The sequence below is a fragment of the Flavobacterium mesophilum genome, from assembly GCF_039581405.1.
Taxonomy (GTDB): domain Bacteria; phylum Bacteroidota; class Bacteroidia; order Flavobacteriales; family Flavobacteriaceae; genus Flavobacterium.
Window position 1 is genome coordinate 457,097 of the sequence record NZ_JBCPXZ010000003.1, and the last position, 16,027, is coordinate 473,123.

9 protein-coding genes are annotated in these 16,027 nt (G+C 34.5%); 3 read left to right on the plus strand and 6 right to left on the minus strand.

Annotated features, from left to right (window positions below):
• The first annotated feature begins 68 nt into the window (after nucleotides 1-68).
• On the plus strand, nucleotides 69-5,489 hold the full coding sequence (locus AAYQ19_RS10965; protein WP_343536293.1) for a T9SS type A sorting domain-containing protein: 5,421 nt from the start codon (nucleotides 69-71) through the stop codon (nucleotides 5,487-5,489).
• A 58-nt stretch (nucleotides 5,490-5,547) separates the two neighbouring features.
• Here the strand turns inward: AAYQ19_RS10965 and AAYQ19_RS10970 are convergent, their stop codons facing one another.
• The 6 genes from AAYQ19_RS10970 to AAYQ19_RS10995 form a co-directional block, all read right to left on the minus strand.
• Nucleotides 5,548-6,798: a TCR/Tet family MFS transporter gene (locus AAYQ19_RS10970; protein WP_343536294.1), complete on the minus strand. Its 1,251-nt coding sequence runs from the start codon at nucleotides 6,796-6,798 to the stop codon at nucleotides 5,548-5,550.
• Between the two features lie 279 nt (nucleotides 6,799-7,077).
• On the minus strand, nucleotides 7,078-10,254 hold the full coding sequence (locus AAYQ19_RS10975) for an efflux RND transporter permease subunit (protein WP_343536296.1): 3,177 nt from the start codon (nucleotides 10,252-10,254) through the stop codon (nucleotides 7,078-7,080).
• 93 nt (nucleotides 10,255-10,347) lie between these two features.
• Nucleotides 10,348-11,415 (minus strand): efflux RND transporter periplasmic adaptor subunit, encoded by a 1,068-nt coding sequence (locus AAYQ19_RS10980; RefSeq protein WP_343536298.1) that lies wholly within the window; start codon nucleotides 11,413-11,415, stop codon nucleotides 10,348-10,350.
• Nucleotides 11,416-11,424: 9 nt separating this feature from the next.
• On the minus strand, nucleotides 11,425-12,759 hold the full coding sequence (locus AAYQ19_RS10985; protein ID WP_343536300.1) for a TolC family protein: 1,335 nt from the start codon (nucleotides 12,757-12,759) through the stop codon (nucleotides 11,425-11,427).
• Nucleotides 12,760-12,778: 19 nt separating this feature from the next.
• On the minus strand, nucleotides 12,779-13,378 hold the full coding sequence (locus tag AAYQ19_RS10990; RefSeq protein ID WP_343536301.1) for a TetR/AcrR family transcriptional regulator: 600 nt from the start codon (nucleotides 13,376-13,378) through the stop codon (nucleotides 12,779-12,781).
• A 105-nt stretch (nucleotides 13,379-13,483) separates the two neighbouring features.
• Complete coding sequence (locus AAYQ19_RS10995; protein WP_343536302.1) at nucleotides 13,484-14,005, minus strand: YceI family protein; 522 nt, start codon at nucleotides 14,003-14,005, stop codon at nucleotides 13,484-13,486.
• A gap of 260 nt (nucleotides 14,006-14,265) precedes the next feature.
• Between AAYQ19_RS10995 and AAYQ19_RS11000 the strand changes: the two genes are divergently transcribed.
• The gene (locus AAYQ19_RS11000; protein WP_343536304.1) at nucleotides 14,266-15,240 is read left to right on the plus strand and encodes a polyprenyl synthetase family protein; all 975 of its coding nucleotides are present in this window, start codon (nucleotides 14,266-14,268) and stop codon (nucleotides 15,238-15,240) included.
• A 13-nt stretch (nucleotides 15,241-15,253) separates the two neighbouring features.
• Nucleotides 15,254-16,024: a hypothetical protein gene (locus AAYQ19_RS11005; protein ID WP_343536306.1), complete on the plus strand. Its 771-nt coding sequence runs from the start codon at nucleotides 15,254-15,256 to the stop codon at nucleotides 16,022-16,024.
• Nucleotides 16,025-16,027 lie beyond the last annotated feature (3 nt).

Below are 16,027 nucleotides of genomic sequence, written 5' to 3' on the forward strand. Positions count from 1 at the left end.
AGAAACCGTAATTTTAACAATATTTATAGTATTATATTTGTTTTAGTCGTTTTAACAAATCTAATACTATGAAAAAAACTCTACTTTGTTTTCTTTTATTATTTACTTCTTTTATTTATTCCCAAGCAAATGATATTGTACATTGTGCTGGCGACAACAACTTTGACTTATCTAAACAAAAAACTTTATTAATTGGCAATTTAGATCCTGATCAAACTAACGTAAGTTATCATTTAAGCCTTGTCGATGCAGTCAATAACACTAATGCAATTGCGAATCCTTCGAATTATAATACCGCTGCAGTTTCTACAACTATTTATGCTCGAATCGATAATAAAGGAACAATAACCACGAGTTCTTTTAACATAAAAGTTACTCCGGCTTTAACTATAAAAGCAACCAATACTTCTATTTTATGCAGTGGAGATAACACTGCAGAATTAACGGTTACTGTTTCAGGAGGAAGCGGGCAATATTTTTATTCTTTGAATGGTGGCACTTTTGTAAGCAATAATGTTTTTAAGAATCTGGCTGCAGGAAATCATTCTATAAAAGTATTAGATGCTGTTTCTGGTTGTCCAACTACAATTATTTATGCAATAACGGCTCCAACGATCTTAAGCGCAACTACATTGATTAGTGGTAATACAGCAACTATTACAGCAACTGGAGGGAATGCACCTTATCAATATTCTTTGGATGGAGTCAGCTATCAGTCTAATAATATTTTTACTCTTAGTCCGGGAACTTATACTCTAATGGTGAGAGATTCACTAGGTTGCATTACAACGATTCAGGCAACTATTTTACCTACTTTAACTGTATCATCAATTTTTGTTACCGAGTTTAGCTGCTCAAGGGATATGTTAACAATGGCGATTACTGCTACTGGAGGAAAAGCTCCTTATACTTATTCGCTAGATGGAAAACCTTACCAGACAAATAATTCTTATTCTGATATATTTGCTGGCAATCATATCATATCTGTAAAAGATGCCTCAAGCACAATAAATTCAAAAGGAATTTTTATCGCTCCTTATTTGCCACTGAAACTTTCTTTATCCACTACAAATACAAGTTGTTACGGAACAAACGACGGAAAAGCAGAGATAATCGTTAGTGACGGAAAAGCTCCCTATTTATATTCATTGGATAATGGTCCTTTTGAATCGAACAATATTTTTGCCAATCTGTCTCCAGGGTATCATACAGCAACTGTAAAAGATGCCACAGGATGCACAATTAAATCTGACGTAGTAATAGAAATGACTAGCATTGTCGAAATACTTGAAAGTGTAACAAATGCTGGCTTAGATAATAATGATGGACAAATCAAAATTAACGCTAGTGGAGGAAAAGCTCCTTATAGTTATACTCTTGTAGATAATGTGGGAACAACAATAAAAGGCCCACAGACTTCTAACATTTTTTCAGGTCTTTCTGCAGGTACCTACCAAGCTCAGGTTACAGATTCAAATGGATGTTTTTACACCAGATCTACTATAAAAGTAGTACAATCTACACTAGCCGCTAATGTAGCTGTAAACGCTATAACTTGCGAAAACCCTAAAGGATCAATTACAATTACGGCCACTGGAGGAGTTCCTCCTTATCGATATTCATTGAATGATGGAGCTTATTCTTCTGTAAATGTATTCAATGATTTAACTCCTCAAACTTACACCGTAAAAGTTAGAGATGCACAAAATGTAAGAATTTCACTTTCGGCAATAGTTACTCAGTCAACTCCTTTGACACTTTCTACCAAAGTATCTACCGCGATATTTTGTAATGGGGCTTCTACTGGTTCTATCCTTTCGACACCAAGTGGAGGAAAAAGTCCATATACATATTCTTTAGATGGAATAACGTTTCAATCTAGCAGATATTTCCTGGATTTAAAAGCAGGGACTTACAACATCACCACGAAAGATGCCAATAATTGTATAGCAGTTAGTTCAATTACATTATCCGAGCCATCTCCTCTATCTGCAACCTATGAAGTGGTCAACGATCAGAATATATTTATTTATCCTAAAGGTGGCAGTAACCTTTATACTTTTTACTTAACTAATACTACAACAGGAGTTCAATACGGCCCTGAAACTGTAGGTGCCTTTACTAAAGTACCTCCGGGACTATATACTATTTATGTTGGTGATTCTGACTGCGACTTCACCATAACTGGAATAAAAATCGAAGCTTCTCAGTCGACGACATTATCTGCAGTTTCAACTGTTGATCCTCCTGGATGTCTAAGTTTTGCAAGAATAACTGTTGATGCTATGGGCGGTAAAACTCCTTATCAATATTCAATAAATAATGGGGCAACTTACTCTTCATCAAATATCTTTACTTCTCTTAATGCTGGTACATATACTGTAAAGGTTAAAGATGCTGATTTAAATACTACCACTCATAATGTTGTAATCAATCCAGTGCCTTCAGCTCCTACTATAGAAGCCATTGTTAAAAATATAACCTGTCAAGGTTCAAAAAATGGATCAATAACAGTAAAAGGAATTGGCGGATCTGGTAGATATCTTTATAAAATAAACGGAGGAATACAACAAAACTTTGATACATTTTCGAATTTGGCTCCTGGAAATTACATCATAGAAGTACAAGACATGAATATTTGTACTTCTACAATGACCGTTACAGTAACTGAACCGCAAGCTTTAAATGTAACCGCAAAAATTGGTCTTAACCAAACTATTACAGCTACTGCAACAGGAGGCTCTGCTCCTTACTCATACGCTCTGGAAAATGACAATGGAGTAGTAATAGCCGCACCTCAAAGCAGTAATGTTTTTAGTAACTTAGCAAATGGTCTATACACTGTAAAGGTTATAGATGCTAATGCCTGCAGTATTTCTGTATCTAACATAAATGTGATTCCGTTTACAACGTTATCGGCTTCTGTCACTGCGACTAATATAACTTGCAGCAGTCCAACAGGAACAATAAAAATCAACGCAACTGATGGAATTCAGCCTTATCAATATTCATTAGATAATGGAGCTTATGTTTCCTCAAATGTATTTGAAAACTTAACCGCAAAAAACTATAGCATAAAAGTTAAGGATGCACAAAACACTGTTTTAGATTTAACTACAACAGTTGCTCAAACCACTCTTTTAACCGTTTCTGCGAACATAGAAACTGGCATAAATTGTCCTGGCAATGCTACTGGCCTTATTAAAGCCACAGCAAATGGAGGAGCAGAACCTTATCAATATTCAATTGATGGAATAAACTTTAAGTCTAATAGATATTTTCAAAATTTGAGTGCTGGCAACTACAATATTACTGTAAAAGACAACAACGGATGTCTGGCTACAACATCGACTTTAATTTTAGCAGAGCCTTCTCCAATATCTGGTACTTATAAAATTGTTAATGAAGAAAATATAGTATTAAATGGAAGTGGAGGCGATAGCAACCTTTATACTTATTATCTTGAAAATACTGTAACAGGCACTAAACTAGGACCTGATACAACTGGTAGATTTACAAAATTAGCTGTAGGGACCTATAATGCAACAATTAATAATTCTAATGGCTGTTCTTTCCAAATTCCAGGAATAAAAATTGAAACTCCAACATCAACAAACTTAACTGTTGCGACTTTTTCAGACCCTGTGACTTGTACCTTTAAAGGAAGGATAACTATACTTGCAAAAGGCGGTAAAGCTCCTTATCAATATTCACTAAATAATGGTGAAACGTATTCCTCATCAAACATTATTGTTGGGTTAACTCCTAATTACGCTTATCCTATAGTAGTTCGTGATGCAGACCTTAACACCGTTACAGATCAAATAATAGTCGAGAATGCTTCTTCTCCGCCTTTCTCTACTGCAATTGTTAAAAATGTAAGCTGTCCAGGCAATAACGATGGTATAATTAAAGTCATCCCAACTTATGAAAAAGGTGCATTATCTTATTCGTTAAATGGAGGTACAGTGGGCAATTCCGATACATTTGAGAACTTAAAACCAGGGATTTACGGCATAACAGTATACAATCAAAATTCCTGTTGGTATTATTTTACTGCAACAGTAAAAGAAGCAGTTGCATTAACTGCAACTGTTACAATTGGAACAAATAATAGTATAACAGCTACCGTAACTGGAGGCACTGCTCCTTACTCATACGCTCTAGAAAATGAAAATGGAGTAACAGTAGCTACACCTCAAAGCAGTAGTACTTTTACAAATTTAATAGCTGGCCATTACACACTAAAGGTAATTGATGCTAATACCTGTAGCGTAACTGTATCGAATATAAATATTATAGAGGTACCAAAATTAGTTGCAACTGCTACAATAACTAATGTAAATTGCAACGCTTCAGGATCAATAACGATACATGCAACAGGTGGAACTGGTCCTTATCAGTATTCGATAGATGGCGGAATTAATTACTCTTCATCTAATATTTTTACTGGTTTAATAGCCGGTAACTACATTGGCAAGATTAAGGATTCTCAAAACACTGTGTTTAGCTTAAGTCTGGAGATAACTGCTGCGACTCCTCTACAACTTACCGCAACACTGACAACTCTACAAACCTGCTCTAGTCCGGCAACAATTCAAGCAACTGCGACAGGTGGACTGGCACCTTATACTTATGCTGTTAATGGTGGAATTTATAGTGCTTCAAATACTTTTAACGTTAATGGCGGAACTCACGTAATTTCTGTCAAAGATAGCAATGGCTGTGTAGAAAATATATCTATTACCGTAACAGATCCTACACCAATAATTGCTAATATTAGTATAGAAAATCAAACAGCTACAATTACTGCATCTGGTGGCACAGGCATTTACTTATATGCAATTTCTCCTAATTTAAATGTATTTTCAGCCAGTAATAAATTTACCAATTTAACTGCCGGCGAATATATTATAATTGTTCAGGATCAAATTGGCTGCTATGTAACATTCAATTTTACAATTAATCCACCAGCTCCATCACTAGAAGGTAAAAATTCTATAACTATTAGTTTCAAACCAGGGCAGACTTTAGCCGATGTCGTTGTTGAAGGCGACAACATTAAGTGGTACAGCACATCAGGTTCCGGAACAGGAAAAGCAACCGGAAAAGCAAATGAAATTCCTTTACCATTAACAACAGCTTTACTAGATGGTGTTACGTATTATGCTTCACAAACTATCAACGGAATTGAAAGTAAAGACCGTCTTGCTGTAACGGCAAAATTAAATGGCGCGCTTGCTACACCTGATTTCAACTTAACTTCTTTCCAATTTTATCCAAATCCAGTGAAAGATATTCTAACGATTAAAAATGATTCGGCAATTGATGAAGTTCAAATAATTGATGCTTCTGGAAAATCAGTTTTATTCAAGAAAATAAATGATCTTCACTCTGAAATAGATCTATCAAATCTTTCTAGTGGGGTTTATATCTTAAAAGTAAAAGCTGAAAACAAGCAAAAGACTTTGAAATTCGTTAAAAAATAACCGTTTTAAAAGCTATAAAAAAAAGCCTTCATTATCTAAAATGAAGGCTTTTTTGTTTTTATTCGATTTCTTGTTGACTACTTTCTGCTTTAGGAACAGTATGTTTTTTTAATGAAAAATAAGCAACAATTGTACTCAACAACATTAAAAATCCACCTAAAATAAATGGTGCTCCGGCAAATTTAAATGGAGCATCGCTATGCGTGAAAAAGTAAAATGTATTGGCCATCATTGGCGGACCAATAATTGAAGAAGCGCTCATTAAACTCGTCAAAGTTCCCTGAATTTCGCCTTGTTCGCTTGGTAAAACCTTACTTGCCACAACAGATTGAAGCGCCGGCCCAGCAATTCCGCCAAGGCAATACGGGATTAAAAACACAAACATCATCCAGCTTTCTGTAGCAAAAGCAAACAACAGCATTCCGATTGTATATAATGCCAAACCAATATAAATACTTCTTTCGTTTCCTAATTTTGGGTTTATATAACGAATCAAACCTCCTTGAACTGCTCCTACAAGCAACCCAATAATTCCCAATGAAATTCCGATCATTCTCTCATCCCAATTGAATTGGTAAATCGTAAAGAAACTCCAATTGCTTTGTACCGCATGTGAACCCACATATAAAAGAAAGATTGCTGAAATTAATCCTATTAATTCCGGATGTTTTCTTAAACCTAAAATTGCTCCAACTGGATTGGCACGTTTCCAATCGAAAGGTCTGCGGTTTTCTTTTTTCAGAGATTCTGGCAGAATGAAAAATCCATATAAGAAGTTTACCATACACAAAATGGCCGCTGCATAAAATGGAACTCGAGAGCCATATTGTCCTAATAAACCACCAATAACTGGTCCGATTATAAATCCTAATCCGAAAGCGGCACCAACTAAACCAAAGTTTTTGGCTCTATTTTCGGCCGTGCTCACATCGGCAATATAAGCTGATGCAGTTGTAATACTCGCTCCAGTAACTCCTGCGATAATTCTTCCGATAAAAAGCCAAATAATTGTTGGTGAAAAAGCAAGCAAAAGATAATCTAATGAAAATCCGAAAAGCGAAATCAAGATAATCGGTCTTCTTCCGAATTTATCACTCAAATTTCCAATTACAGGCGCAAAAACGAATTGTGTTATCGCATACGCAAAAGTCAGCCAACCACCAATTTTTGCGGCTTCACTAATATCTCCGTGAATCAATTCTTCGATCAATTTTGGGATAACAGGAATAATGATTCCCCATCCTGTAATATCAATTAACATGGTTATAAAAATAAAACCAATCGCCGCCGATTTATCTTTTTGTTTCATCGTAATTTTTCTAAGTGAATACAAATAAACGAAAAAGCCAATATTAATTTAAATTCCAATAAAAAAATCCCAAATTCCGATTTGGAAGAATCTGGAATTAATTAAAAACTGCTCATAATTTTTTATGCAGTTTTAATATGGATTTTAGCAGATAAATGGAGACTTTTCTAATCTAATTTGATCTGCTAGATCTGCGTGAAATAATCTAAAAAAATCAATAAAAAAAATCCCAGATTCCAATAAAGAAATCTGGGATTTACAAATCAAAAATTAAAACTATTAATGCGTATGTTTCGGATTAAAACCGTCTTCGCTTAATTCTGTTGGTGTATAATCAGCAACCATTTCAGCTTCGTAGTCGATTTTTTCTCCTTTAGAGAATTTCTGAATTAATTTCTCCATGATATTATAAATTACTGGAACTACAATCAAGGTTAGGAATAAAGAAGAAATCAAACCTCCAATAATTACCCAAGCCAATCCGTTTTTCCACTCAGCTCCTGCTCCTTTTGCCAATGCAATTGGGAACATACCAAATACCATCGCAATTGTCGTCATCAAGATCGGACGCAAACGAGCGTGGTTCGCTTGAATTAATGCCGTTCTGATAGATTCTCCAGCTGCTCTTCTTTGGTTCGTATAATCCACAAGCATGATCGCATTCTTACACACCAGACCAATCAACATGATAATACCTAAAATGGTGAAGATATTCAATGAGTTGTTTGTCAAGGCCAGTGCCAACATCGCTCCAATGAACGAAAGCGGAATAGCGAACAATACCACGAATGGATGCGCGAAACTGTCATACAAACTCACCATTACAAGGTAAACTAAAATAATAGCGGCCAATAATGCAATTCCTAAAGTACCAAAACCTTCTGATTGGTTTTCTTGGTCACCACCCCAGATGTAGTTAACTCCGGCTGGTTTTTCCAATTTATCTAATTTTGCTTGCCATTGTTGAACGATTGTTCCAGAAGGAACCCCAACATTCTGTCCTTTTACAGTTACAGAAGCAGATTTATCTCTACGCTCTAACTGAGAAGGTCCAGAACCTTCAGTAATATCAGCAAATTGAGACAATTTGATTTGTTGTCCTGCTGCATTGATGAAAATCAAATTACTAACATCAGCAATACTTTTTCTATCAAAAGAATTGTATCTGATATTGATATCGTATTCGTATTCACCAGCTCTGTATTTTCCATCTGTATTTCCACTGAAAGCAGTTTGCATTGTTAAACCAACTGTTTGAAGTGTCAATCCTAAAGCAGCCATTTTATCACGGTCTACTTTTACGTTGATTTCAGGGTTTCCGTCTTCAACAGTTAATTTGATCTCAGTTGTTCCAGGAATTGTACGTAATAAAGCCTCAGCTTGTTTTGCATAAGCCATTGCCGCTTCAGTTGAAGGACCTGTTACGATCAAACCTAAAGTTGCATCTTCCGCAGTACCTAAGATACCTACAGGAACTGTTTTTACTTTTGCTCCAACTAATACTTTTTCTAATTTACGTTTGATTTTGGCAGCATACACATTCGCATCATCTGTACGATCTTTTTGCTCGATCATTTTAACGTCAATCTCTGCTTTGTAAGCTGTAGCTTGAGATGCTCCAAAACCTTCCGAAGTTTGTCCAACAGTTGTAATTTGGCTATGAACATACTCTTGCGCTTTCAAAAATGCTTCTGCTTTTTGCGTCATGAAGTTCGTTTGCTCTAACGAAGCATCTTTTGGCATTTCGATTTGAACCAAGAACTCTCCACTATCAGAAGAAGCAAAGAACTCTCCTCCAATGAAACCTCCACCCATCAATCCAATTGTTGAAGCGAAGAATAGTATAATTACAACTATAAATGTTTTGATATAATGATCCAAACACCAAGTCAATAAATGAGAAACCCAATCCGTGAAACGAGTCAAGTAGTTTTCGAAACCAAGAATGATTCTTCCAAATAAATTCTTTCCTTCAATATGCTCTAATTTCCCGAAACGAGAAGACAACCAAGGAATAATCGTAAATGAAGCCAAAAGTGACAACATTGTTGAAATAATTACCGTAACACAGAATTGTGTAATGATATTAGAAACCAATCCAGAACTCATCGCGATAGGCAAGAATACCACCACAATTACCAATGTAATCGAAGTTACTGTTCCACCAATCTCTGCAGTTCCATCATAAGACGCTCGGATTCGGCTTTTACCCATTTCCATGTGCCTGTAAATATTCTCCAATACCACAATCGCGTCATCCACAAGAATACCAACTACAAGAGATAATCCTAATAAACTCATCAAGTTCAAAGTATATCCCATTAAATAAATTCCGATGAAAGTTGCAATCAACGACGCAGGAATAGAAACCATTACGATTAACGAGTTTCTGATACTGTGAAGGAAGAACAACATTACAAATGCAACCAGAATTACCGCAATCAATAAATCGTGTACAACAGAATCCGCTGCTTCAAGTGTAAAGATTGTACTATCTTTTGCAACTTCTAATTTAAGTTGGTTAACCTTATAATCTTTTTCAAGTTCTGCAATTGTTTTTAATAAATGCTCACTTACCGCTACCGCATTTGCATCAGATTGTTTGATGATTTGTAACACGATTGCACTTTTTTGATCAACACGTGATATTTTTTCAGCAATTTTTTGCGTATCCTGAACATCGGCAATATCACTTAAACGAATCTGAATTCCGTTTTGAGAAGAAACCACTAAGTTTCTTAATTCTTCAACATTTTTATATTTACCCGCTAAACGAATTAATATTTTTTGGTTTCTAGTCTGAATATTTCCTGTTGGGAAATCCAAGTTTGAAGCCAAAATATTTTGTTGAACTTGCGGAACAGAAAGTCCGTAACCTTGCATTTTTATCGCATCAAGGTTTACTTGAATTTCACGTTCAGAACCACCAATAATATTTACTTGCGCCACACCTTGTACACGAGACAAAATAGGAGCCACTTTTTTATCGATCAAGTCATAAAACTCAGCTTCATCCATTTTTCCATTAGCACCAAGCGTCATAATTGGCAAATCACTCAGCGAGAATTTAGTCAATGCCGGCGTTTTTACATCATCTGGCAAATCACTAATAATCGCATTGATTTTACGCTGTGCATCATTCAAAGAAAAATCGACTTTTGCATTTGATGTCAAGGTAATCGAAACGATAGACAAACTCTCATAAGATTTTGAGTCAATCTTTTTTACGTTTTCAAGAGACGCAATCGCATCTTCAATTTTCTTTGTCACGGTATTTTCTACCTCACTTGGAGAAGCTCCAGGATAAATCGTAGAAATTGTAATAACGTTTTGTTCAAATTTTGGGATCAGCTCATAGCCTAATTGGCTGTAACTGAACAATCCACCAAGAGTCAGAATTGTAAACAATACAATTACTAACGACGGACGTTTTATGGATATTTCGGCTAATTTCATATATTTTTAATGCTATAAGCTTTAGGCTGTATGCTTTAAGCTTTAAGGTTTAAATTCATTTTTTTCACTACGCTGTAGCTTAATGCTTAAAGCTTACTTAATAATTTCTACTGAATTACCGTCTTGTAAGTTGATTTGACCTGTAGTAATTACTTTTTCACCGTCAGACAATCCGTTGATGATTTCTACTTGATCTCCTAAAATTCTTCCAGCTGTTACTTTTTTCAATTTTGCAACACCATTTTCAGCTACGAAAATTTCGTTACTGCTCACACTTCCTACGAAAGCATTTCTAGGAACAACCATAAGGTTTTGTTTTTGCTGTTTCGATGCAAAATTTGCTGTTCCGTACATACCCGCTTTCAAGTCGTTGTTTGAGTTGTTTGTAATTTCAATTTCAACTGGGAAGTTCAAACTTGCATCTGCTTTTGCAGCGATAAAAGTGATTTTTCCTGGGAAAGTTTTATCAGGATAAACACTTGCAGTAATATTAATATTGTCGCCTAATTTTAAACTAGTCACTTGGTTTTCATTAACTGTAACTGTCAATTTCAATTTAGAAACGTTTACGATATCAAATAAAGCAGTTGCTGGCATTCCAGTCAAGATAGATCCTGGCTCAATGTATTTTTTATTGATGAATCCGTTGATTGGCGCTTTTACTTTTGTATCACCAACATTGATGTTTGCTTGTTTCAAGTTAGACTCTGCATTTGTTAAAGCTAATTTTGCTTGGTCCAATTGTTGTTTAGTTACACCGCCTGTTTTAAAAGCATTTTCGTATCTCGCATAATCTGATTTTGCATTATTATAAACTGCTTGTGCTTGTTGTGCGCTTACATTAATAATATCACCTCTCATTGTCAATAAAGTTTGACCTACGTGTACATAGTCACCTTCTTTTGCCAAAACACTAATTACTTTTCCAGATTTTTCTGCAGAGAAAGTCAATTCCTGAGTTGGAGCAAAATTTCCGTTTGCAACGAAATCTAATGAAACTACTTCTGTTTTTACAGGTGTAACTTTTACAGAAACTGCAGCATTTTTCTCTGCTACAACATCTGTTTTCTCTTTATTTTTTTTCTTATTGTTATTTAAAACATATCCTATCACACCCAGAGCTGCGATTATGACTACGATTGTTATAATAGTTTTCTTCATTGTAATTCGTTATTTAGTAAGTGATTTTAGTTCGCCTTTTGATTTGATTAGAGAAATTTCAGCAATTTTATAATTCAAAACTGCTCTTGTAAAATTATTTTGAGCTTCAAGTGATGCATTTTCAGCGTCTAGCAAATCAGTTAAAGATGCTAATCCTTGAAGATAATTGTTTTTTGTATTGCTTAAAATTTCAAGTGCCAAACGCATATTTTCTCTTTGGTTATTGATTGTAACAATATTGTTATCAATTTGAGCCATTGCATTTCTGTAATCTAAATCAAGAGAAAGTTTGGTGTCTTTAATATCTTCTTGAAGTGATCTAATTTCAACATCTGCTTGTCTTACTCTGGCGCGAGTTCCAAAACCTGTGAAAATTGGCACATGCAAGTTTAATCCAATTGAAGAGTAGTCAGACCAATAAACACCATCGGCTGGTTTTGCAAACCAAGGCATTTGAGGACCTTGACCAATATAATTGTAACCCGCTGTTAAAGAAAGCGTAGGATAATATCCTGCTTCAACAGCTTTCTTATTAAATACTAAAAGCTCTTCTTGTTTTTTCAAAAGCAGATATTCTGTTCTGTTTTCGACATTTGGTTGTTCAGTTAATGAAGCAGGGACAACTTCAAATTCTTCTTTTGGCATATCTATTTTAGTTTCAATAGGCATTCCCATATAAAACTTCAATGCATTTTCTTGCAATTCGATTTGATTTTTAACTTGCTGGCGATCTGTATCGATATTTGACATTTTCACGATAATACGATCCAAGTCAATTTTTTTTGCTAAACCATTATCAAACTGCCCTTGTACTATATCACGAACTTTTGTTGTGTTCACATAACTGCTGTCTAATAAAATCAATCTTTGTTTTTGTACATATACAGCATAATAGTTATTAGCAACTCTTTCAATAACCTGTTCCTCTGTCAACTGATCGTTTATTTGATAAAATTCACGAGTAGATTTTGCTGCTCTTAAACCTGTAAAAACCGACTGATCAAAAATTGCCTGCGTCAAAGAAAGTCCAGCGTTTGATGTCCATTTTTGACCAAATGCCGCCTGAATCGTAGTTCCTGGTTGACCAAATCCTGCACCATCAATTACTGTTGTTTGAATTATCGGATTGTGTGTCAAGTTTCCGTTTGCAGAAATTTGTGGTAATGCTCTTGCGCGAATTTCCTGAATTTGGTATTCGCTGTTCTCAACCTGCAATTTAGCCTTTTTAGCTTCGGCTTTATTTTGAAGTGCGTAGTTAACGGCTTCCTTCAAGGTTAGCGTTGTGACTTGTGCATTGGCAGACAAGCCAAGAGAGCACAAAAGTATTACAATTATTTTTTTCATAAATTATATATATTGGCGATTAAACGGTGATTTTTTTAAGTTGTTTTTCTAATTCTTCTATTCCTTTTTCAGTTGCCATCGCTCTGGTATGATATTCCAGCGCTTCCAATTCTATTCTTTGCGCTTCACTTTCAGAAACTGTATTTTCATTAATATGGAAAACCAGAGTGTAGTAAAATTTAACGTACACCTCTACATTTAGATCACTTCTGTAAAGCCCTTCGCGAATTCCTTTTTCGATATTATCTCTAAAACATTGTGTACACTGATCAATTTCAACAGATAAAATGTTTTGATAAATCTCTGGATAATGTTTTTTTAATTGATAAATAGGCGAAGTATCAATGTTGTTTTTAAACATATCACGAAACATTTCTCTAATCTCAAAATTCTCCTGAATCGCATTATAATTCTTCGCTATAATGGTATCCATAATCTCGTGTACCTGTCTGTGAACCATCGAAGTACTCTCTTCGATTAAAACTTCTTTATTGCAGAAATACTTGTAAATCGTTTTTTTAGAAATACACATTTCACCTGCAATATCATCCATTGTGACACTTTTAAAACCAAGTTTCAAAAACAGCTCACTAGCTTTTGATATAATTTTCTCTTTCATTTTGATTTTCATTGTATTGCAAATATACTTAGGAAACTAAAATCAGAAAAATAGTTTCCATTATATTTGTAATAATTTTACATTAATTTATTCATTATGTAAGAATTATATGCTGAATTCTAAATTTGCAATTAATTTGATATCTTTTCCAAGCGCTTCCCCATTTTGATGGTTAAAAGAGTCATAATCAAGACCAAAATCTTGACGTTTAATATTTCCTTTAATCTCAAAAGCTACTTTTTTCTCTCCATTGTAGGTATTCATACCAATGAATTCTGCATCTAATTCAACCACTCGCGTTACATCTTTTATAGTTAGATCGCCTTTAAAGAAATTGATGTTATTGTTTACTTTTTGAAATGAAGTCGATTTAAAACTGATGATTGGATGTTCATCTTCATCAAAAAAATCCTGAAGTTGCAAATGCGAATCGATCTGCTGAAAACTTTCATTTTTATTGTTTATATCCAATGAAAACTCAACCGATGCGTCTTCAATTTCATTATCATCAATATCCACATAACCTCCAAATTTATTGGTAATGCCTCCTAAATAAGCAATTTTAGAATGTCTCATTTTTATTAAAACATCTGATTGTGTCGAATCTAAAGTCCAAGTTGTTTTCATAAATATCTGATTTTGAAAAACTTATAAATTATCTAAATTTCATATGGAAACTTTTAGAGTGTTCACAGTTTCCATTTTGAGCTGCAAATATACACGGGAAACTCTGAATACCAAAAAAGTTTCCAAGTTTTTTGAAAAATAATTTTCAGAATCCAAAAATCACTGCGATTGCATCAAACAATAAAATCATAGTCGCATTTAATATAGATTATTCATAATTGAATTGTATCTTTGGGCCTCGCAAATCAGAATTTCATTTTATGCACGATATCAGTCAGTACCAAGATTTTTTTATTAGTTACTTAAAAAAACAAAGCATACGAAAAGAACCTAAAAACCTTTATGAACCTATTGAATATATTCTAGGGCTTGGCGGAAAACGCATGCGTCCGGTACTTACCTTAATGGCTTCAGAGGTTTTTGACACTGATTACACAACGGCTTTACCAGCCGCAATGGCAGTAGAAGTTTTTCATAATTTCTCTCTTGTACACGATGATATCATGGATGACGCACCTTTGCGACGAGGCGAAGAAACCGTGCATGAAAAATGGAATATCAATACCGGAATTTTGTCTGGCGATGCGATGTTAATTCTGGCTTATCAATATTTTGAGCAATATGAACCTACTGTTTTTAGAGATTTAGCCAAATTATTCAGCAAAACTGCTCTTGAGGTTTGCGAAGGCCAACAATGGGATGTTGATTTTGAAGAAAGAAATGACGTTACCATTCCGGAATATCTAAAAATGATTGAATACAAAACAGCCGTTTTAGTTGCTGCCGCAATGAAAATGGGTGCTATAGTAGCCAAAACTTCAGAAAAAGAAGGCGATTTAATTTATGACTTCGGATTGAATTTAGGATTGGCATTTCAACTTCAAGATGATTATTTAGATGCTTTTGGAGATCCTGAAACTTTTGGAAAACAAGTTGGAGGCGACATTATCGAAAACAAAAAAACCTATTTATATTTAAAAGCTTTAGAATTTTCAACTCCAGAAAAAGCTGCAGCATTGCAAAAATTATTTACGCTTCAACTGGACGAAAATTCAGAAAAAATCGAAACGGCAAAGACCATTTTCAATGAATCTGGTGCTTCAAAAGCAACCCAAGATGCAATAGAAATGTACACTTTTAAAGCTTTTGAAACTTTAGAAAAAATGGATATCAATCCTGAAAAGAAAAATATCTTAAGAACATTTGGAGAAAACCTAATGGGCCGAAAAGTTTAACAGAAAAGACTTTATGAATAACCTAATCAATGTTCTTTTTTATAATGATAAAAATTACAACGCAAAAATGCAGTTGTTTTTTGCGATCAGTTTTCCGTTTTTCACCCTTTTGGCATTAGGAATTGACAGCGTTTATTTTAAAGAGCATTTTTTTGATGGGCGTGATATTACAAATGTTTTATCTGTACTTTATTTCTCATTTTTCTTCTGGTTTTCAGATTCCTATTTGAGAAAATTAATGTTTGTAATGGTATTTTTATCGTATTTGGGCGAATTTATCTTTTGCACTTTGCTCGAGATGTACGATTACAGAACTGCATTAATTCCAATTTATGTTCCCTTTGGTCATGCTATTGTTTTTGCTTCGGGTTATGTTTTTGCCCACACACAATTCGCAGTAAAAAACGACAATTTCTTTAGAAAATGTTTTGCAGTTGCTTTTACCGCATTGTTTTTATCTGTTGGATTTTTTCTAAAAGATCTTTTTTCGCTTACTTTTGGTATATTTTTCTTTTTGCTTTTGAAGAGAAAAAGATGGCAGAACTTATATTATTTCATTGCCCTTTGTGTCATATTTATTGAATTGGCTGGAACTTACTTTAAATGCTGGAAATGGGCGCCAAAAACCTTTGGGCTTATTCCGACATCCAATCCACCAATGGGAGCTGTTTTTTTCTACGCCGGAGGAGATATTTTGTTGACTAAAATTGTTGATTATTGGAAATCAAAAACAACAAACAAACCGATTGAAATTGCTATTGAATCTGAAAATTGTCCTTTCTAATTT